The following is a 20,953-nucleotide window of genomic DNA, read 5'->3' on the forward strand; positions in this document are numbered from 1 at the left end:
TCTCTGTATGACTGAAAAACGGCTTTTAGCAAAAGATAGGGTTACTCTTAGATGAATGAACTAATGTGTGGTACGTGCTTTTTTACACCTAACATTTGCTGGTTTAAGCGCGTGGCGCAAAACGTCAATAAGCTTGCTGTGCTAGCCGCTCTTGCTTCTGGAGCTTTTATTGCAATGCTGGCGCCATTTAATGCCCTTGCAGATAATGTAACCGCATCAATAACCCTATTAGACGCCGAACAGTCACCGGTTAAAGACGGCGTTGTTGTTTTCAAGCCATTGTTTGATATTTCTGTCTTAGCCCCCCAAGAATCTGAATCATTACAACCAGCTGCGATGAAACAAATCAATAAGCAGTTTGAGCCACATGTTTTGGTAGTGCAAAAGAACACAGAAGTCATCTTCCCGAATGCAGACAATGTATTTCATCATGTTTATTCTTTTTCACCCACCAAGCAGTTTGAGCTAAAGCTCTACAAAGAATTTACTGCCGAACCATTGTTCTTCGAGCAAGCTGGAATTGTGGATATTGGCTGCAACATTCACGATTGGATGCTAGGTTACATCGTTATTGCCGATAGCCCTTATTTTATAAAAACCGCAGATGACGGAAATGCTGACATCTCACTTCCCGCTGGTAAATACAGTGTTGAGTTTTGGCACCCTAACGCGCCAAACGAACAACCCTTTATTGAAACTGAAGTTGAGTTAACCAGTGATAAAAACTTCACGCTAACGTTATCGAAAGTGATAGCAAGCGATGATGATTTTGATGATGGCTTCGGTGATTATTAATGCTGATCCGTTGTATTTTAGTTGTTTTTTGCTTTATTAGTTTTCACGCTGTTTCAGATACAAGGTTGTTGCTTAGAGGTAGCATTCTTTCAGCAGATAATGCTGACACATTTCAAATAAATGGCGCCTCCCACCAGCGCTTTGAAAATAATGCAGTCGCGTTATCTCAAGCGGTGTTAGCGTATAATAAAGTGATAAGCGATGATTGGCAGCTTCATGCTGTGGCCAATGGATATAGCGATGGAGAACAAAAAGTCGGGGTTAACCAACTTTATACTCAATATCGACCACTCACTGCATCCACCATTAAACCAGAGGTTAAGCTTGGTTTTTTCTACCCTGCAATTTCTGCCGAAAACACCGACATGGGGTGGCTGTCACCGCACTTTTTATCTAATTCAGCCATTAACAGCTGGATTGGCGAAGAGCTTAGAACGTTTGGTGTAGAGGCAAGCTTAAGACAAAACGGAAGGCAAGTTAGACGGGACTGGTCATGGAAAGTAATAGGGAGCTTATTTAAGGGTAACGACACCACAGGTACCTTGTTATCATGGCGCGGCTTTGCGCTGCACGACAGGCAATCGCTGAACAATGATAGAGTAAAATTCACTCCTATTCCTGGCGTGGTATCTGAAGAGGGGATCGGCGCTCCAGCATGGACAGACCCCTTTCGTGAAATTGATACGAAAACAGGTTATTACGTGGGGGCGCATTTAGCCCATAAGCGCCGTTCAGAGCTACGTTATTATTATTACGACAATCGCGCCAACCCACTCATTTTCGACCCTGACAGAATATATGCATGGCGCACGCGATTTCACGCATTTACCCTTCGTCATATGCGTAACCGCAATGTAACCTTTTTCGGGCAAGGGCTGATAGGTGACACTTTGATGGGGGAAAACATTGTGAATAACGACTTCTACGCGGCCTACATTGCTGCAACGTACACCCATGAAGCACATCAACTTTCTACACGTTTAGATTGGTATCAAGTGATAGATAACGACAGCACCATAGATGACCCCAACAGTAGCAGAGGGGAAGCCATTACCGTTAATTACACTTATGCAATGAGCTCGAAAATAGCATTATCAGCCGAGTGGCAAGTGAATCGAGGCCGCCAAGAAAATCTACGATTTTTAAACGCTACATCGGTATCTAGTGAAGCCTTCCACGAAAACCTGCTTCAGCTTGCCGTTACCTACCGCATCGACTGAACAGCACTAATCAGCATTACCATTAGATTTAGACTTATCGTGCGACTTATCGAGCGACTCATCGGGCACGTTTTTGACCATCATTCGCTCTTTGCGGCGCGTCATCATTTTCGCCAATCTGCGCATACTTACCGTTGTATCTTTCTCATCAATAATATCTACGCCTAGCAAGCGCTCTAGCAAATCTTCAAGAGTAATCACCCCTTCCAACCCGCCATACTCATCTACCACTAAAAGCATATGAACATGTTTATCGATAAAATGGTCGAAGGTTATCGACAGTGGCATAGAGCCTAATATGGTCACCATGTCTTTAGCATATTCTGACAATGGTTTATCGGTATTCCCGCGAGCTTGCGCCACAAGCAAATCTGAACGCATGACATAACCGGTGATGTTTTCCGAATCTTTGTCTTCATAAACCGGAATTCGTGAATACTCTATATGCGCGTGCTTATGGAAAAACACCTCGACGGTCATCGACTCTGCTACCGAAAACAATACAGTGCGGTGTGTTATGGCATCTTTTACTTTTAATTCGTGCAAACTTAGCAAGCTTTGTAAGAATACTGCCTCGTGGTTAGCCAACTGCCCTTCTTGACCTGATAGCTCGGCCATGGCGTGAAGCTCACCGCGACTCAACCCGCGAAGCGGGCTGTCATCTTTAAACCCACGGGTAAGTAATTCAGACATCACCACAAAGGGTTTAAGAATAACAATGAGATACTTTAGGAAATAAGCTGTCACGGGCGCTAATCCACGCCAATAGGTTGCACCGACGGTTTTAGGAATTATTTCAGAAAAAACCAAGATAAGCAGCGTTAATACCGCTGAAATCACACCTAAATATGCTTCGCCAAACACACTAGCAGCCTGTGCACCCGCACCAGCAGCACCCATGGTATGCGCAATGGTATTTAGCGTTAAAATTGCCGATAGCGGAGTATTGATATTATCGGTTTGCTTTCGCAGCAAGATACCGCTAGGCCGATTCTCTTTTTCTAAAACAGAGATGTAGGCTGAGGACACACTTAATATGACTGCTTCAGCAATTGAGCATAAAAAAGAGAAGCCCAAGGCAATCAATACATAAACGATGAGTAAAAACATGAGTCCTTTCCGATAATCGGAGTATGAAGCAAACGACCATTATGCAAGCCTTAACTGGACTTACAAGGGCGCAGGTGAATTAAATACGAATACCGTGCAATTTACTCGTAAAAACAGATATCCATATACTGAATTACCTATTCATTTTTCCGTTTACGTTAACCGCAACAGTCTTGATGATTTTCTTCACGGTGTGCCAACCTAGCGCTAACTTTTTTAACGCCTAATCGAGCCATTAGTGCAGCAAGTAAAATGGCGCACGCAGCATAGAGCGCTTGAATATTAGCACCATGACTATGTAGTTGGCTTTCCATGTGAATTAGACCCTCTAACGACCATGCTGACACCGCATAATTAAGCAAATAGCCAAACCCAACACTGGCAGAGATAACGCTAAACAAATATAAACAAAGGGTTCTAAAACCCATTTCTTGCTTAATCATGCCCATGGTAGAAACATTAGTAGCCGGCCCAGCCATGAGAAATACCAACACCGCACCAGGTGACAATCCGGCAGCTAAGAACCCCACTGCAAGCGGCGTAGATGCCGTGGCACAAATATACATAGGAATACCAATGACGGCCATGACTAACATAGCAATAACCCCATCGCCCCACTGAGTGAGAAAGTCCGTTGGCACCCAAGTTTTAATGGCCGCGGCTAAGGCTAAGCCCACAAGTAGCCATACCACAATATCTTCTAGCAACTTACCCGAGGCATAACGAAGCACTTGGGTAAGTTTGTTACTTTGTTTTACTGGCTCAGATGTAGCGGGCGTGTCGTCGCAACAACTTGTGGTTGGCTTTTCACTAGCGCAACAACTCGTTTGCGCTTTATCCAGCGATGCAGCATCTACGTGTTCTGTGTCTGCAGGCGTCTCACTTGAACAGCAAGATACATTGTCCGAGTGTTTATGAGGGTGCTGATGAGAGCCTTTATGAGACTTAGCGCCATCAAACCATCTCACCATAAGACCAGCATAGATTGCGCTAGCAATAGCGGCTATTGGCCTGACGATGGCGTACAGGGGGCCTAGTAATGCGTAAGAAACAGAAACACTGTCTACCCCAGTTTCAGGCGTAGAAACTAAAAATGAAATTGTCGATGGTTTAGAGGCGCCACTTCTACGCAGCCCTATCGCAGCGGGAATAACACCGCAAGAGCACAAAGGCAATGGAGCACCTATTACCGCGGCTTTCGTGATGGAGGCTGTTGAGCTGCTTCCCATGTGGCGCTCTAAAAAGCTAACCGGCACCAATTCGTGCATAATACCCGCCACCAGCAGGCCAAGTAACAGCCACGGAGCAGACTCCATAAATAGGCTGATAAAATTTTGCACTAATAGCATTAGGTCAGTCATACCACTCCAAACGAACCGCGTTGAACATTTATATTTTTCACTTGCTGATTTACTTTGCCGACTTGCTATCCGACTTCCGACTTCCAGCTTAATGTGTCAATTTACTTGGCTGCAAATCTACCAAATCAGGCGAATACGTATGATAGCAAATTTACGCGCCTACCGTGAATGAACGAGAAGTAATCCACCTCATCGAATAACCCGATTGCCTACAAAAAAGCCGACGCAGAGAATAACGCTCTACGTCGGCTTTATATAAAACTAGCACTCAACAATGTTGTGATAGCGGCTAGCTACTATTTTTACCGTTGTTGCTATTCCTTCTCGCCCACTTCGTCTTGATGTCCGCTACGAAGTTTAGCCACAACAGACCATGCTTCGAGCATCACCAACACAGACACCACTAGCACCACAGCATCTAGGAAAACTAATAGGTAATTTTCCGCAAGATAATATTCTTTAAGTTTTATTAGCCCAGCAAAGAAAGCCATGACCAAAACGAATACCATGGGTATTAATGTGTAACGGGCTGGTCTTCCCATCTTAATCAGCATGACTGAAATAACCAACAAGGTAAGACTAGCCAGTATTTGGTTTGTAGAGCCAAACAGCGGCCAGATGATCATACCGCCACTACCTGAAGAACCACCCGCACCAAAGGCAAGCAGTAAGCAACAAGCAACCGCTAAGAAGGTGGCTACTACCCCATTTTTAAGTGCTGACAATTTATAAATATCGCCCCACTCTTGAATAATGTAGCGCTGAAGGCGAACACCAGAATCCATAGTTGTGCCCGCGAACAACACGACCATTACCGCCAGTATGGTTGATGAGAAAGCTTCAGGCAGCCCCCACCCTTGATGGATAAGCGCCGCGCCGCCACTAATAAAGGCACCTACGCTACCTGCACCTAAGTGACTGTAGACCTCATGCCACTCTTCTGGAGAGGCTGCAAACGCCACACCACTAACCGCAACAATGGTAATCAACGCCAAAGAACCTTCACCAATCGCCCCTAAATAACCCACGAAGCGTACATCAGTTTCCTTGTCTAACTGCTTAGAGCTGGTACCTGAGGCCACAATACCGTGAAAGCCTGACACTGCGCCGCAGGCTATAGTCACGAACAATAAGGGAATTAAGCTGGGAGAGTCCATGGCCGTCTGTGTATTGAAGGCTGGCGCTGTAATGTCGGGCATAGCAAAGAAGACCGCACCATAAAGTAAAAATAGGCCAACCAATAGCTGCATTCCATTAATAAAGTCTCGTGGTTGAAGCAGCATCCACACGGGCAATAAAGACGCAATAGCAGCGTAAATAAACAAGATAACGATCCAGTTCGCTTTGTCAGCTAAACCGAACATGGTTTCAGGCAAGCTAATCGGGATATAGCTACCGGCATAAACCGAGGCATAAAGCACCACGATACCCACAAGGCAAAGAGGAATTAAACCAAAGTTACGTTTTAATAGCTGGCCAATAACAAGCGCTACGGCAATGGCTGTCCAGGCTGGGAAAACCGCATTAGGCTGAGAGACAAACGAGTTTGCTATCACCACGCCAAAAACGGCGTTAACCATTAACAGTACTAGAAAGATAACAATCATAAACAATGAACGAGAACGCTTGCCTATTACACTTTCAGACAAGGCTCCCATCGATTTACCTTTGTGACGCGCACTGGCCCACAAGGCCCCCATATCATGCACACCTGCAAACAATATGGTGCCGAAGATAACCCAGAGTACGGCGGGTACCCAGCCCCAGTACACGGCGATAGCTGGCCCTACAATTGGTGCAGCCCCTGCTACTGATGTAAAATGATGCCCCCAGAGCACCACTTTATTAGTAGGTACAAAATCTTTACCATCCTGTAACTCATGAGCAGGCGTGGTGAAGTTATCGTCTAGTTTGAATATTTTCGTGGCAATAAATTTCGAATAAACGAACCACCCGAGGAGCATGCCCACGATCCCGAGTAATACTATGGCTATTGACTGCATATTATTGTCCTGTGTCGATGTTGCACTGCATTATTCAATTTCTATTTTGAACGCATCTACAACGCTTTTCTGTCGTTAAAAAACGCTTATCTAAACATTAAAACATTATTTACTTTTTCACGTCGCCATATTAGACCAAAGTCTATTGTGGTAGCAGCTTTTTTACACTGCTCGTACCATGCTAGCTTTATGGCTTTTACCAATCATTTACAACAAAAATAGCAGGCAAAACAAAAATAACTGATAAATGTAGTTTTAATCTTACTTTCACCCTTCAAATACGTCTCAGTCTCGTTTATAAAGGCTCATCTATCAATAAATCTATTAATAAGTAGTTATGGCATCACCAAAATTTCATATGGCCGTCCGTAAGTATCACCGATGGTTAGGCTTTTTCTTAGCAGGCATAATGGCAATTTATGCTATCAGTGGCGTGTTACTCATTTTTCGCCCCACCGATTTCCTGAAATTCGATAAAACTGAAGTCCGTCAGTTGTCTCTAGACTTAAGCGGAAAACAGGTAGCATCAAAAATTAAGGTGAAAGGTTTAAAGGTGGTTGAAGAGAATGACACCCAAGTTGTGTTAAATATGGGTACCTATGACAAGGCAGACGGTGTCGCTACTATTACCCGTAAAGACTACCCTCTTGTGCTGGCAAAAATGGTTAAGCTTCACAAGGCGACGAATAACAGCCCATTATTTTGGTTGAACATTAGCTTCGGCGTTGCGCTTTTGTTTTTCGTCATCTCTGCATTTTTGATGTTTATGCCTAAGCTGCCTATGTATAAAAACGGGCTTAAAATAGCGGGATTAGGTGCAGTAGTGGCTGTACTTGTGGTGATGTTCGGCTCATAACTTTACGTGTTCGAACCGCCGTGGTGTGGTTCGAACACTTTTTAGCACATGCTTGAACCCTGTGGTAACGTATCTGAATAGTAACGAACTCGTACGCTCACTATCAGGGAAAGATTTATGCCGCGCCAGTACAGCCTCCTTTTCACCGAAAGCACGCTTGTAATAGGTGCGCTCGCTTCAGCTTTACTCGAGTTACAACGCACTGCAAATGCAGCAGCGCATATGCACAGTGAGCGTCTATGAATTTCATCGATTTCACGGTAGTGGCTATCTACCTCATGGGTTTATTAATCATGGGGTTTGTGTTTCGAAAACAAGTGAGTAAAAAAGATTACTTTCTTGCTAATCGACAGCTGGGCTGGAAACCGCTATCCCTTTCTATTATGGCCACGCAGCTATCTGCAGTTAGCTTTATTTCGGCCCCTGCTTTTGTGGGGTTAAGAGAAGATGGTGGCCTTATTTGGTTGTCATACGAGCTTGCCCTTCCCCTTGCCATGCTAGCCCTACTCTATTTTATCTTACCGACTTTGTATCGTTCTGGCGTGGTCAGTGTTTATGACTTTTTAGAGCAACGCTTTGGCCGCTCTTCTCGGGTACTCATTAGCGTGGTGTTTCAAATAAGTCGCTCTTTTGCCACCGCTATTATGATTTATGCTATTTCGATTATCTTGCAAAGTACGATGGGCTTAGCGTTCTGGCAGAGCGTGTTGTTAATTGGGGTTATAACCCTCATTTATTCCTTACAAGGTGGCATGAAAGCAGTTGTGTATGGTGACGCTGTGCAAATGGTATTAATAGTCGCAGGGGCATTGGTGTGTTTAGGCTTTGGGCTATACCACATAGGCGGTTGGACAAGCTTTCTTGAGCAGGTTCAGCCCGAACGACTCTCTACACTAAACGCATCATCTTACGGTTTTGATGGTGAAGGCTTCGGCCTGCTGCCCATGATTTTTGGTGGCATCGTGTTATACGCTTCGTATTACGGCTGCGACCAATCAGAAGCCCAGCGTTCGCTGTCGGCCAAGAGCCTAGCCGATTTGAAGAAAATTATCATGGCTGCCAGCTTCTTACGTTTCCCTATCACGTTAATTTACTGCTTTGCAGGGTTAATCATTGGCACATTAGCACTGACGACCCCAGAATTTCTTGCTCAAATTCCTGAGGATCAACCCGATTGGCTGATGCCTATCTTCATTGTTAATTACCTTCCAAACGGCATTCTAGGGTTATTGTTGGTGGCTATTTTAGCCGCAGCCATGTCCTCTTTAAGTTCAGCAATTAATAGCTTAGCGGCGGTATCTGTTGAAGATTATTGTCAGGTTGTAGGCAAAACATTGTCACCAGAAAGTACCCTTCAAGTTGCTAAGTACACTGGCATGTTTTGGGGCTTGCTTACATTGGGTTTGTCCTTTGTGGTAGATGATATAGCCCCTACTATTATAGAGGCCATCAACAAGATTGGCTCAGTCTGCTTTGGTCCTATTTTGGCTACATTTTTCTTAGGCGTGTGTACAAAACACCTTTTGGCAAAGCAGGTAAATACTGGGCTTATTGCGGGTGTATTGGTAAATATTTATTTGTGGCTCGCTCAGCCAGATGTTTTTTGGTTTTGGTGGAACGTGACTGGCTTTTTGACCGCGCTTAGTGTTTCTCTTGGAGTGTACTGGCTTAGTCACAAAAAGTTTAAACAACCCTTTATCAGAACCCGCCAAGATGTACTCACCAAAACCAATATGGCGGCCCTAATTACTTGGTGTGTTGTGCTTATTGGTATATGTATCGCCTTACCTGTGATGCTTATTCAATGACAAGCAATGTCGATTATTTATATTGCCAACGGTCGTCATCGGCGGTTAGTTGCAATTTTTAGTACACACACTAAGTAGAAACTGCTTAAGCTCTTGGTATACAGCGAGAGACTCTGGGGTTTCATAAGCGACAACGTAATCGGCATGGGATAACCCTTCGAAAACTTCCAATTGTGTTCGAACTTTCGCATCACGTAACTTACGATTTACTCGAACCGTATCGCTTAGAAACATATCTCGCGTGCCTGATATTAAAAACGTAGGCGGGAAGCCATCAAAGTTTCCATAAAGCGGGGAAATAGAGGGATGGGTTAACCTTTCGTTTCCAGCATATAGATTAGCCGCTGCTTCCAAAAATCCTTGGTATGTCACCAAAATACGATCAGCTCCTTCATTGGTATAAAGGGTATCGCCGGTTTTCGTCAAATCTGCCCAAGGGGTGCCCGCATACACCGCTGAAGGCAATGGTTGTTTATCTGCAATAAGCGTTTGCACGGCAGCAAGCACTAAGCCTGCTCCTGCAGACGTACCACCTATCAATAGGTTCTGTGCGCCAAGTTCTGTAGCCAAGCTGCTATAAACCGACACGACATCGTTAAGTGCAGCTGGAAATGGAGCATGAGGTGGCATTCTATAATCGATACTAATCACTGTAATACCCACTCTGTAGGCGATTAATAAGCTTTCTTCTATGCTAGGCAACCCAGAAAAAAACACGTAAGCGCCCCCGTGTGCGTCAATAAACACCTTGTCTTTAAATTCAGGTGCAATTGTCTTTGGCGTAAGTCGCCTGACCGGTACGCCGTTAATTTTTTCCAAAGACACATCAACATCAAACTGCTTGCGCATTTTTTTGATTTTCTTTTTCTGATCTGCATTTCTTATTTGGATCAATTCACGCCACTGCTCTATAGATTGAGGCGTGTTGTTAACGACTTCATCAACTGACGGCATGGGGTATTGAGAAATCGCGCTTTTAAGTTCCTCGCTTGCAGCACTTGGCAGAGGAACCGTTTTAGCTGGCACGGTTAACGAAGATTCATAAGACAATTTGGCCGTATCAGTGTTGTGGGTAGAAGCCCCAGATGTAGAAGTCGAAAAGGTCATTGATACCACCAAAATGAAAAACGCGAAGTAAAAGGTAAGTAGGTGCATGCGTCAAACGCTTTTATATTATCAGGGTTGTTATAACCGATAACCACACCCGTATACTGATACTTTTCAACAATAATCACTATTATTCAAGTTACGCGAATAGTTTGCACGTAAAAAGCTATGGGCGATTGCGACCATATTCATCATGACTGGATACCCACTCATCTGTCACCACCGCCGCACCTAGCGATAGCTCGCCGCACAACACGGTAGCAGCAATAATTTCGGCTAACTTATTCACGCCGCCGTTACCATAACACCCTAGCGTTTCTAAGCACTCTCGCTGCGTAGCTAACCCAGTACCACCGCCATAAGATGCTACGACGAGTGAAGGGATGGTAATAGAAAAATAATAATCGCCATTCGGGGTAATTTCACTGTAGGTATACCCTGCTGATGATTCGGCTACATTTGCGACATCTTGGCCGCAGGCTATAAACAGTGCAGTAATGCCATTGGCAAATTGAGCTCCATTACTCACGCTGCCTGCCACAAATGCCCCCATGTTAGACAACTGGCGCTGCTTGAATAAGGCATCCGGTGAGCAATGCATTAATGATTTCATTAAATCAGCAGGGATAGTGGTCTCGGCCACCACACGCTTACCTCGGGTATGTAGCGAATTCACAAAGGAGTGTTTTTTGTCGGTATCTAAATTACCCGATAGGGCAAAGTGTTCAAGCCCAGCTATTTGTTGCGCTTGCATCCATTGGCAAGCATGTCGCGTGGCCTTGCTAACCATGTTCTGCCCTGCCGCATCGCCACAGGTAAAGTTAAAACGTAACCAACGCATTTTAGATACGGCATACTGCTCGATATCACGCAGCTTACCTACCGAAGTCGTTTCTTCTGCTTTGGCTTTAATTAGTTCGAAGTTGTCAGTGACCCATTTTCCGAATGCTAGTGCCGCGCGCGCATCCTCAAATACAAATACCGGCGCCCGCTGCATGGCATCATCAATAACCGTAGTTTTAACGCCACCCGATTCAGCAGTTAGCCGCATACCCCGGTTGTAACTGGCAACTAGCGTCCCTTCGGTAGTTGCCATTGGAACATAAAACTCCCCTTGAGCATCTACACCCTTAATGACCAGCGGGCCTGCTAACCCAATAGGCACTTGGGCGACACCGGTGAAGTGTTCTATATTGCCCGGCAAAGTATCTGGCTTAATTGAGAAGGTACCTACATGATTCATTTCAGCGCCAGTTTTATCTTTCACAAACTCCCGACGTGTTGCCGCCATTTCAGCGGTATAATCGTTGGAGCTCTGGTCATTGAATTTGCTTCGTGGGATCTTAGCCATATCACTTACTTGTTAACAAAATATTAACTAAGTATGAGAACGTTTTGTACTTATAAGCAAATTACATCTATGTATCTTTGCATATAGTTTTCTTCAATAGTATTTGCTTGGCGTTTGCAAGAAAGAGTAGCCCCCATCTGAAACCCTCCACAGCATGGATGCTGCTGCGGAGGCTCCATGGATGGGTTTACGCCGCGACCTCTACCCTACCAACAACAGCCTGCTGTGTTGACAGAAGCGCCAGTAGAAGCCGATATGAAGCCCTCAGCAGAATGGTTGCTGGAAACGAAGGCTCCATGGGTGGGTTATCTCTTACTATTCCAACAGTACATGCTGGCGTTTACAAGAGAGGGAGTAGCCCCCATCAGAAACCTTCCACAGCATGGATGCTGTGGCAGAGGCCCCATGGATGGGTTTACGCCGGGTTTCTGATGGGGGCTACTCCCTGTCCAAACATAAACGCAAGACACAAAAAAGGCGCTCAAATGAGCGCCTTTCTTTTATGCTTTGGTTTGCTTAGATTAAAGAATCTTAGCTACAACACCAGCACCTACAGTACGGCCACCTTCACGGATAGCGAAGCGTAAACCTTCGTCCATCGCGATTGGTGCAATAAGTTCTACTACGAACTTAAGGTTGTCACCAGGCATTACCATCTCTACGCCTTCTGGAAGCTCTACAGCACCAGTTACGTCAGTTGTACGGAAGTAGAACTGTGGACGATAGCCTTTGAAGAATGGAGTATGACGTCCACCTTCGTCTTTGCTTAGTACGTATACTTCAGCTTCGAATTTAGTGTGTGGGTTGATTGAACCAGGCTTAGCTAGTACTTGGCCACGTTCAACGTCTTCACGCTTAGTACCACGTAGAAGAACACCAACGTTCTCACCAGCGCGACCTTCGTCAAGAAGTTTACGGAACATTTCAACACCAGTACAAGTCGTCTTAGTCGTATCTTTGATACCAACGATTTCTACTTCTTCACCAACTTTAACAATACCTTGCTCTACACGACCCGTTACTACTGTACCACGGCCTGAGATTGAGAATACGTCTTCGATTGGAAGAATGAACGGCTTATCGATAGCACGCTCTGGCTCTGGGATGTATGAATCAAGAGCTTCACCAAGTTCGATGATTTTCTTTTCCCATTCTGCATCGCCTTCAAGGGCTTTAAGTGCAGAACCTTGGATAACTGGAAGGTCATCGCCTGGGAATTCATATTCGCTAAGAAGTTCACGAACTTCCATTTCTACTAGCTCTAGAAGCTCTTCATCATCAACCATGTCACATTTGTTCATGAATACGATGATGTAAGGAACGCCAACCTGACGACCAAGTAGGATGTGCTCACGAGTCTGAGGCATAGGGCCATCAGTCGCAGCTACTACTAGGATCGCGCCGTCCATCTGAGCAGCACCGGTGATCATGTTTTTAACGTAATCAGCGTGTCCTGGGCAGTCTACGTGAGCGTAGTGACGAGTAGGAGTGTCATACTCTACGTGTGAAGTAGAGATGGTGATACCACGAGCTTTTTCTTCAGGCGCGTTATCGATTTGATCGAAAGCCTGAGCTGAACCACCGTATGTCTTTGAAAGAACAGTAGTGATAGCTGCAGTAAGGGTAGTTTTTCCGTGGTCAACGTGGCCGATTGTACCCACGTTTACATGGGGTTTCGTACGTTCAAACTTTTCTTTTGCCATTTTTCTCGTTTCCTAAGTTAAAAGTCCGACCCAATACGGGACCGGACCGAACCTTCATTTAGATTAAATTCTAGATTCAATAATAGCCTGCGCCACATTTTTCGGCGCCTCAGAATAATTGAAGAACTCCATAGAGTATGATGCGCGACCCTGCGTTTGTGAACGCAAGTCAGTAGCATACCCGAACATTTCTGAAAGCGGCACCTTAGCACGTACTATTTTAATACCTGCTACGCCTTCTTCCATACCTTCGATCATGCCGCGACGACGATTTAGGTCACCAACCACATCACCCATCCAGTCTTCTGGAGTAGTTACTTCAACTTTCATCATGGGTTCAAGCAACACCGGATTTGCTTCTGCGGCGCCTTTTTTGAAACCCATAGAGCCGGCGATCTTAAACGCCATTTCAGAAGAGTCAACATCATGGTACGAACCGTCGAACAAAGTAACCTTTACATCTAGTACCGGATACCCTGCTACAACACCACTTTGCAACTGCTCCTGAATTCCTTTATCAACCGCTGGTATGAACTCTTTTGGTACCACACCACCGGTGATGTCATTAACAAATTCGTAGCCTGCGCCTTCTTCTGCTTGTGGCTCAATACGAAGCCACACATGACCAAATTGGCCACGGCCGCCAGACTGACGTACGAATTTACCTTCAACTTCAACTTTCTTACGAATGGTCTCACGATAAGCAACCTGAGGTTTACCTACGTTACATTCAACCTTAAATTCGCGTTTCATACGATCAACAATGATATCAAGGTGAAGCTCACCCATACCAGAGATAATCGTTTGGCCAGACTCTTCATCAGTCTTAACCTTAAATGATGGGTCTTCAGCAGCTAGTTTACCTAGCGCGAGTCCCATCTTCTCTTGGTCAGCCTGAGAGCGTGGCTCAACAGCGATAGAAATTACTGGATCAGGAAATTCCATACGCTCAAGTGTAATGACATTATTCGGATCGCAAAGCGTATCACCTGTGGTCACATCTTTAAGACCAATGGCTGCGGCAATATCGCCAGCACGAACTTCTTTAATTTCTTCACGGTCTTTAGCGTGCATTTGAACAATACGCCCAAAACGCTCGCGTTTACCTTTCACTGGGTTGTAAACCGTATCACCAGTATTAACAACGCCAGAGTAACAACGGAAGAAAGTTAGCGTTCCTACGAATGGGTCGGTAGCGATTTTAAATGCAAGGGCCGAGAACGGCTCGCTGTCGTCTGCATGACGCTCAGCTTCAGTTTCATTTTTGTCGTCTAAAACACCCGTAATAGCTTTTACTTCACTTGGTGACGGTAAGTATTCTACTACCGCGTCTAGTACTGCCTGAACACCTTTGTTTTTGAAGGCACTGCCACAGGTGGCAAGAACAATTTCGTTGTTCAGTGTACGGGTACGTAAACCAAGTCGGATTTCAGCTTCAGTTAGCTCTTCGCCTTCTAAATACTTATCCATAAGCTCGTCAGAGGCTTCAGCAGCAGCTTCAATCATCTCTGTACGATACTTTTGTGCGTTGTCTAAATATTGCGCTGGAATATCTTCATAGGTAAACGTCATACCCATGTCTTCGGCATTCCAGTTTATGGCTTTCATCTTAATAAGATCGATTACGCCATGGAACTCTTCTTCAGCGCCCATGTTCAATTGAATAGGAACACAGTTTGCGCCTAAGCGTTTACGGATTTGACCCACAACACGCTCAAAATCGGCGCCAGCTCGGTCCATCTTATTGATGAACACGAGACGTGGCACCTCATATTTGTCAGCCTGTCGCCAGACTGTCTCTGATTGAGGTTCAACCCCAGAAGACCCGCAAAAAACCACTACAGCCCCGTCCAGTACCCGTAATGAACGTTCTACCTCAATGGTAAAGTCCACGTGTCCTGGCGTGTCTATAATGTTTATACGATGCTGATCGAACTGCTTTTCCATGCCTGACCAGAAACAAGTGGTTGCAGCAGACGTGATAGTAATACCACGCTCCTGCTCTTGTTCCATCCAGTCCATGGTTGCAGCACCATCATGCACTTCACCGATTTTATGAGACAACCCTGTATAAAACAGGACTCTCTCTGTGGTCGTGGTTTTACCCGCGTCCACATGAGCCACAATACCAATATTGCGGTAACGCTCAATCGAGGTCTTACGAGGCATACATCTCTCTCAGTTATATTACGTTTATTACCAACGGTAATGAGCAAACGCTTTGTTTGCTTCGGCCATACGGTGAACGTCTTCACGTTTCTTAACCGCAGAACCTTTGTTTTCTGATGCATCAATCATTTCAGCAGCCAGGCGTTGAGCCATTGACTTCTCGCCACGTTTACGAGCAGCATCTACCAACCAACGCATACCTAGGGCATTACGACGAACTGGACGAACTTCTACTGGTACTTGATAAGTTGAACCACCTACACGACGAGATTTAACCTCTACAGTAGGACGGATGTTATCAAGTGCTTCTTCGAATACATCTAGGTGAGCTTTGCTGGTTTTTTCAGCAACAATATCGAGCGCACCGTAAACGATTTTTTCAGCGACTGACTTCTTGCCGTCAAGCATTACGACATTCATGAATTTTGCAAGCAGTTGTGAGCTAAATTTTGGCTCTGGTAGGATTTTACGTTGACCTACGACTCTTCTTCTTGGCATTTCTATTCTCCGTATGAATTCAGGAATTACCCAAAACTCTTAAACTTCAGTTTGGCCTTACTAACGGAGAACCGTTAAGACTTAGGCTTCTTCGCACCGTACTTAGAACGGGCTTGCTTACGATCGTTTACACCTGCGCAGTCTAATGTACCGCGAACTGTGTGATAACGAACACCTGGTAGATCTTTAACACGACCACCACGGATAAGTACTACACTGTGCTCTTGTAAGTTGTGACCTTCACCACCGATGTATGAAGAAACTTCAAAACCGTTAGTTAGACGTACACGACATACTTTACGTAGTGCAGAGTTTGGTTTCTTAGGCGTAGTAGTATATACACGAGTACATACACCGCGTCTTTGAGGACAAGCTTGCAATGCAGCTACGTTGCTTTTTTCAACGGGCTTTTTGCGCGGCTTGCGGACTAACTGGTTAACTGTTGCCATTAACTAGCTCCTGATTAAAAACTACAAAAACCCAATCACTCTGATTGGGTCCATTAAAGCGACTTTTCAAACGTCACTCATACAATGTTAATACTGTGCTTGTCAGCATTAACTGAGCTCTGATACAAAAAACCGCGCCCATTTTCTTCTGCCTTTTAGAGGTCATCCAAAATCGGGTCGCGGAATATTAATGATCATAGCTCGGCGTGTCAAGCTGTACAAAGGTTAAGCAGCCATTTAACTGCAATCTGTCAGCTTAACATGCCAAAATGTTAGGAGTACGTTAACGTACTCCTACGATCATGCCTTATTCGGCTGAGTCGTCACCGGCGTTAAGCGCTTCGGTTAGTGCCTGTTCTGCATCTGCAGCAGAAACTGACATTTCTTCGATTTCTTCTTTACGACGTTGTGCGCGACGTTCATGGTAAGCGAAACCTGTACCCGCTGGAATCAATCGACCCACGATTACGTTTTCTTTCAGACCGCGAAGGTCATCTTCTTTACCTTGAACTGCAGCTTCGGTAAGAACACGTGTTGTTTCTTGGAACGATGCAGCTGAGATGAATGACTCAGTAGATAGCGACGCTTTAGTGATACCAAGCAGTTGTGTTTCATACTGCGCTGGGATCTTACCGTGTTTTTCAACTTCACGGTTGGTCACTTTCACGTTAGACACTTCAACTTGTTCGCCTTCAAGGAACTGAGTATCACCTGAATGGGTAATAACGCACTTACGCAACATCTGACGAATAACAACTTCGATGTGCTTATCGTTAATTTTTACACCCTGTAGACGGTAAACTTCCTGAACTTCGTTCACGATGTAGTTTGCTACAGCAGAGATACCACGTAGACGCAAGATGTCATGCGGTGACTCAGGGCCATCTGCAATAACTTCACCACGTTCCACTTTCTCACCTTCGAACACGTTAAGCTGACGCCATTTTGGAATCATCTCTTCGTATGCATCACCCTCTGGCGGCGTGATAACCAAACGTTTCTTACCTTTGGTTTCTTTACCGAAACCAATAGTACCTGAAACTTCAGCAAGGATAGCTGGCTCTTTAGGCTTACGTGCTTCAAACAAGTCGGCTACGCGAGGTAGACCACCCGTGATATCACGTGTCTTCGAGCTTTCTTGAGGTATACGTGCTAACACGTCACCTTCGTTAGCAACCTTACCTTCTTTCGCTTCGATAGTCGTAAAGCTTGGCAGGCGAATCTCTTGAAGACCGAACTCATCACTTTCTAGGATAAGTTTAGGTTCTTTAGAGTTACTCTTCGCAAGATCTTTAACTACGATACGCGTAAGACCAGTTAATTCGTCTTGTTGCATCTCGGTGTTAGAGTCGTCGATGTCGGCGAAGCTAATCTTAGCTGCACGTTCAGTAACGATTGGGTGACTATGCGGATCCCAGTTAGCAACAACGTCGCCAGCTGCAATAGTTGCACCGTCATCCACGCTAAGTACAGCACCGTAAGGTACTTTATAGCGCTCTTTCTCACGACCTTGTTCATCGATAACAGTAAGTTCTGTTGAACGAGAAACAATAACCACTTTGCCGTCTGAGTTACGTACTGATTTTTCATTGTGTAGCTTAAGGCTACCCGCAGTTTTAACCTGAACGCTGTTCTCAGCAGAAGCTCGTGATGCCGCACCACCGATGTGGAACGTACGCATGGTAAGCTGTGTACCTGGTTCACCGATTGACTGTGCGGCAATAACACCCACAGACTCACCGCTTCCAACCATATGTCCGCGAGCAAGGTCACGACCATAACAGTTTGCACACACACCGAAGTCGTTATCACAGGTGATAACCGAGCGTACTTGAATTTGGTCAACAGAGTTAGCTTCAAGCATGTCTACTAGCGCTTCGTCTAGTAACACATTACGCTCAACCAATACTTCTGTAGTACCTGGTTTAACTACATCTTCTGCAACTACACGACCTAGTACACGCTCACGAAGTGGTTCTACAACGTCACCACCTTCAATTAGCGGTGTCATCTGAACACCACCGAAGGTGCCACAGTCGTCGTTAGTAATAACCAAATCTTGTGCAACATCTACTAGACGACGAGTTAGGTAACCCGAGTTCGCAGTCTTAAGTGCTGTATCGGCTAGACCTTTACGCGCACCGTGAGTAGAGATGAAGTACTGAAGTACGTTAAGACCTTCACGGAAGTTAGCCGTGATTGGCGTTTCGATGATTGAGCCATCTGGCTTAGCCATCAGACCACGCATACCCGCTAGCTGACGAATCTGAGCGGCACTACCACGAGCACCAGAGTCGGCCATCATATAAACAGAGTTAAATGAGGTTTGCTCTTCTTCTTCGCCATCGCGGTTAATTACGATGTCAGTCTTAAGGTTATCCATCATGGCCTTGGCAACTTTTTCGTTGGCATTTGACCAGATATCGATAACTTTGTTGTAGCGCTCACCGGCGGTTACAAGACCATTTTGGAACTGTTCCTGGATCTCGATAACTTCCGCTTCTGCAGCGTCGATAATATCTTTCTTCGCAGCTGGGATTACCATGTCATCGATACCAACAGATGCACCCGCAATCATTGCGTAGTGGAAACCGGTATACATGATTTGGTCAGCAGCGATTACTGTGTCTTTAAGACCCAGTGTACGGTAACAAGCGTTAAGCAAACGTGAAATCTGCTTTTTGCCCATTGCCTGGTTGATAATTTCAAACGGCAAACCTTTAGGTAGCATCAATGAGAAAATTGCACGACCAACAGTAGTATCTGTTAGCGTTACTTTCTCAGTCTTCACACCATCTTCGTCAATGTCGTATTCAGTGATACGTACTTTAACGCGTGAGTGAAGTTCTGCGTTACCTGTGCGGTATGCTTTTTCTGCTTCATTCGGGCTGGTAAATACCATTGCCTCACCCAAACCGTTCACTTTGTCACGGGTTAGGTAATAAAGACCTAATACAACGTCCTGTGAAGGAACGATGATAGGTTCACCATTTGCAGGTGACAGAATGTTGTTGGTCGACATCATCAACGCACGTGCTTCAAGCTGAGCTTCAATAGTCAGCGGCACGTGTACAGCCATTTGGTCACCATCGAAATCGGCGTTGTAGGCCGCACATACTAGTGGGTGAAGCTGAATCGCTTTACCTTCGATAAGGGTTGGTTCAAATGCCTGGATACCCAAACGGTGAAGTGTTGGTGCACGGTTAAGCATAACAGGGTGTTCACGGATAACGTCATCTAGTACGTCCCATACCTCTGGTGCTTCACGTTCAACCAGCTTCTTCGCTGCTTTGATAGTTGTTGCTAGACCACGACCTTCAAGTTTTCCATAGATAAACGGCTTGAATAACTCAAGTGCCATTTTCTTAGGAAGACCACATTGGTGAAGACGTAATGTAGGACCAACGGTAATTACAGAACGACCAGAGTAGTCAACACGCTTACCAAGTAAGTTCTGACGGAAACGACCTTGCTTACCTTTAATCATATCGGCAAGTGATTTAAGAGGACGTTTGTTAGAACCTGTGATAGCGCGACCACGACGACCGTTATCTAGTAATGCATCTACCGCTTCCTGAAGCATACGTTTTTCGTTACGTACGATAATGTCAGGCGCCGCAAGGTCTAGAAGACGCTTAAGACGGTTGTTACGGTTGATAACACGACGGTATAAATCGTTCAGGTCAGACGTTGCAAATCGACCACCATCCAGTGGTACCAACGGACGAAGATCCGGCGGAAGTACTGGAAGTACAGTCAAGATCATCCACTCTGGCTTGTTGCCAGACTGTTGGAATGATTCAAGCAACTTAAGACGCTTGGTGATTTTCTTACGCTTAGTTTCAGAGTTGATTGAAGGCAACTCTTCACGCATAGAAGCTACGTCAGCATCTACATCTAACACTTTTAAAAGGTCAAATACGGCTTCAGCACCCATTTTTGCGTCAAACTCGTCACCGTGCTCTTCAAGTGCATCCAAGTAATCTTCTTCGTTAAGAAGTTGGCTGCGCTCAAGGGTAGTCATACCCGGCTCGGTTACTACGTAAGATTCAAAATATAGTACACGTTCAATATCACGAAGTGTCATATCAAGCATTAAGCCGATACGAGACGGAAGTGATTTAAGGAACCAAATGTGTGCAACTGGGCTTGCCAGTTCAATGTGACCCATACGCTCACGACGTACTTTAGTTAGGGTTACTTCAACACCACATTTTTCACAGATAACACCACGGTGCTTCAGACGCTTATACTTACCACAAAGACATTCGTAGTCTTTAACTGGTCCGAAAATACGCGCACAAAACAGGCCGTCACGTTCTGGTTTGAACGTACGGTAGTTAATTGTTTCTGGCTTCTTAACTTCACCAAAAGACCATGAACGAATCATGTCAGGTGAAGCAAGACCGATTCGAATATTATCGAATTCTTCAGTCTTGTTTTGTTGCTTTAGAAACTTTAATAAGTCTTTCACATTACTCTCCCAGCGGAGTCAGTCTCTAGAACCCGGCGCAAGCGCCGGG

At 45.1% G+C, this 20,953-nt stretch carries 15 protein-coding genes; 5 read left to right on the forward strand and 10 right to left on the reverse strand.

Translation table 11 applies throughout. The features are described from left to right. The first annotated feature begins 51 nt into the window (after positions 1 to 51). Both ALT761_RS18265 and ALT761_RS18270 read left to right on the forward strand, forming a co-directional pair. A complete protein-coding gene (locus tag ALT761_RS18265) occupies positions 52 to 795 on the forward strand; it encodes a methylamine utilization protein (protein WP_129740254.1) in 744 nt (247 codons plus the stop codon). Further along, positions 795 to 2,015, forward strand: coding sequence for a hypothetical protein (locus tag ALT761_RS18270; RefSeq protein ID WP_129740255.1), 1,221 nt, complete (start codon positions 795 to 797; stop codon positions 2,013 to 2,015). Before ALT761_RS18265 ends, ALT761_RS18270 begins: the two co-directional genes overlap by 1 nt. A 6-nt stretch (positions 2,016 to 2,021) precedes the next feature. Here the strand turns inward: ALT761_RS18270 and ALT761_RS18275 are convergent, their stop codons facing one another. From ALT761_RS18275 to ALT761_RS18285, 3 genes are all read right to left on the reverse strand, one after another. Next, positions 2,022 to 3,125, reverse strand: a complete 1,104-nt coding sequence (locus ALT761_RS18275) for a CNNM domain-containing protein (protein ID WP_129740256.1) — start codon at positions 3,123 to 3,125, stop codon at positions 2,022 to 2,024. Between the two features lie 158 nt (positions 3,126 to 3,283). After that, positions 3,284 to 4,486, reverse strand: a complete 1,203-nt coding sequence (locus tag ALT761_RS18280; protein WP_129740257.1) for an SO_0444 family Cu/Zn efflux transporter — start codon at positions 4,484 to 4,486, stop codon at positions 3,284 to 3,286. 314 nt (positions 4,487 to 4,800) lie between these two features. Next, complete coding sequence (locus tag ALT761_RS18285) at positions 4,801 to 6,489, reverse strand: carbon starvation CstA family protein (protein WP_129740258.1); 1,689 nt, start codon at positions 6,487 to 6,489, stop codon at positions 4,801 to 4,803. 337 nt (positions 6,490 to 6,826) lie between these two features. Between ALT761_RS18285 and ALT761_RS18290 the strand changes: the two genes are divergently transcribed. Both ALT761_RS18290 and ALT761_RS18295 read left to right on the forward strand, forming a co-directional pair. Beyond that, on the forward strand, positions 6,827 to 7,345 hold the full coding sequence (locus ALT761_RS18290; protein ID WP_129740259.1) for a hypothetical protein: 519 nt from the start codon (positions 6,827 to 6,829) through the stop codon (positions 7,343 to 7,345). A 239-nt stretch (positions 7,346 to 7,584) separates the two neighbouring features. Continuing rightward, positions 7,585 to 9,153, forward strand: coding sequence for a sodium:solute symporter family transporter (locus ALT761_RS18295; protein WP_129740260.1), 1,569 nt, complete (start codon positions 7,585 to 7,587; stop codon positions 9,151 to 9,153). A gap of 45 nt (positions 9,154 to 9,198) precedes the next feature. Here the strand turns inward: ALT761_RS18295 and ALT761_RS18300 are convergent, their stop codons facing one another. Together ALT761_RS18300 and ALT761_RS18305 are read right to left on the reverse strand one after the other, a co-directional pair. Then, complete coding sequence (locus ALT761_RS18300; RefSeq protein WP_232043493.1) at positions 9,199 to 10,260, reverse strand: alpha/beta hydrolase; 1,062 nt, start codon at positions 10,258 to 10,260, stop codon at positions 9,199 to 9,201. 166 nt (positions 10,261 to 10,426) lie between these two features. After that, on the reverse strand, positions 10,427 to 11,611 hold the full coding sequence (locus tag ALT761_RS18305; protein WP_129740262.1) for a hydroxymethylglutaryl-CoA reductase: 1,185 nt from the start codon (positions 11,609 to 11,611) through the stop codon (positions 10,427 to 10,429). A 177-nt stretch (positions 11,612 to 11,788) separates the two neighbouring features. On the opposite strand from ALT761_RS18305, the gene ALT761_RS18310 reads away from it, so the two are divergent. Continuing rightward, positions 11,789 to 12,043 carry a hypothetical protein gene (locus ALT761_RS18310; RefSeq protein WP_129740263.1) on the forward strand — a complete coding sequence of 85 codons (255 nt, stop codon included), beginning with the start codon at positions 11,789 to 11,791 and terminating at the stop codon, positions 12,041 to 12,043. An 89-nt stretch (positions 12,044 to 12,132) separates the two neighbouring features. Here the strand turns inward: ALT761_RS18310 and tuf are convergent, their stop codons facing one another. The 5 genes from tuf to rpoC all read right to left on the reverse strand — a co-directional run bounded on the left by tuf (position 12,133) and on the right by rpoC (position 20,904). Beyond that, positions 12,133 to 13,314 (reverse strand): elongation factor Tu, encoded by a 1,182-nt coding sequence (tuf, locus tag ALT761_RS18315; RefSeq protein ID WP_013782545.1) that lies wholly within the window; start codon positions 13,312 to 13,314, stop codon positions 12,133 to 12,135. A gap of 63 nt (positions 13,315 to 13,377) precedes the next feature. Further along, a complete protein-coding gene (gene fusA / locus ALT761_RS18320; protein WP_013786324.1) occupies positions 13,378 to 15,483 on the reverse strand; it encodes an elongation factor G in 2,106 nt (701 codons plus the stop codon). A gap of 27 nt (positions 15,484 to 15,510) precedes the next feature. Then, positions 15,511 to 15,981 (reverse strand): 30S ribosomal protein S7, encoded by a 471-nt coding sequence (gene rpsG, locus ALT761_RS18325; RefSeq protein WP_013786325.1) that lies wholly within the window; start codon positions 15,979 to 15,981, stop codon positions 15,511 to 15,513. 74 nt (positions 15,982 to 16,055) lie between these two features. Continuing rightward, complete coding sequence (rpsL, locus tag ALT761_RS18330) at positions 16,056 to 16,430, reverse strand: 30S ribosomal protein S12 (RefSeq protein ID WP_013786326.1); 375 nt, start codon at positions 16,428 to 16,430, stop codon at positions 16,056 to 16,058. 307 nt (positions 16,431 to 16,737) lie between these two features. After that, positions 16,738 to 20,904, reverse strand: coding sequence for a DNA-directed RNA polymerase subunit beta' (gene rpoC, locus ALT761_RS18335; RefSeq protein ID WP_013786327.1), 4,167 nt, complete (start codon positions 20,902 to 20,904; stop codon positions 16,738 to 16,740). Positions 20,905 to 20,953 lie beyond the last annotated feature (49 nt).

The sequence above is a fragment of the Alteromonas sp. 76-1 genome, from assembly GCF_900654235.1.
GTDB classification, from domain to species: domain Bacteria; phylum Pseudomonadota; class Gammaproteobacteria; order Enterobacterales; family Alteromonadaceae; genus Alteromonas; species Alteromonas naphthalenivorans.

Coding starts and splice junctions, on each gene's coding strand:
- ALT761_RS18265 (WP_129740254.1), top strand. CDS start 52: ATGAATGAACTAATGTGTGGTACGTGCTTTTTTACACCTAACATTTGC.
- ALT761_RS18270 (WP_129740255.1), top strand. CDS start 795: ATGCTGATCCGTTGTATTTTAGTTGTTTTTTGCTTTATTAGTTTTCAC.
- ALT761_RS18275 (WP_129740256.1), bottom strand. CDS start 3,125: ATGTTTTTACTCATCGTTTATGTATTGATTGCCTTGGGCTTCTCTTTT.
- ALT761_RS18280 (WP_129740257.1), bottom strand. CDS start 4,486: ATGACTGACCTAATGCTATTAGTGCAAAATTTTATCAGCCTATTTATG.
- ALT761_RS18285 (WP_129740258.1), bottom strand. CDS start 6,489: ATGCAGTCAATAGCCATAGTATTACTCGGGATCGTGGGCATGCTCCTC.
- ALT761_RS18290 (WP_129740259.1), top strand. CDS start 6,827: ATGGCATCACCAAAATTTCATATGGCCGTCCGTAAGTATCACCGATGG.
- ALT761_RS18295 (WP_129740260.1), top strand. CDS start 7,585: ATGAATTTCATCGATTTCACGGTAGTGGCTATCTACCTCATGGGTTTA.
- ALT761_RS18300 (WP_232043493.1), bottom strand. CDS start 10,260: ATGACCTTTTCGACTTCTACATCTGGGGCTTCTACCCACAACACTGAT.
- ALT761_RS18305 (WP_129740262.1), bottom strand. CDS start 11,611: ATGGCTAAGATCCCACGAAGCAAATTCAATGACCAGAGCTCCAACGAT.
- ALT761_RS18310 (WP_129740263.1), top strand. CDS start 11,789: ATGGATGGGTTTACGCCGCGACCTCTACCCTACCAACAACAGCCTGCT.
- tuf (WP_013782545.1), bottom strand. CDS start 13,314: ATGGCAAAAGAAAAGTTTGAACGTACGAAACCCCATGTAAACGTGGGT.
- fusA (WP_013786324.1), bottom strand. CDS start 15,483: ATGCCTCGTAAGACCTCGATTGAGCGTTACCGCAATATTGGTATTGTG.
- rpsG (WP_013786325.1), bottom strand. CDS start 15,981: ATGCCAAGAAGAAGAGTCGTAGGTCAACGTAAAATCCTACCAGAGCCA.
- rpsL (WP_013786326.1), bottom strand. CDS start 16,430: ATGGCAACAGTTAACCAGTTAGTCCGCAAGCCGCGCAAAAAGCCCGTT.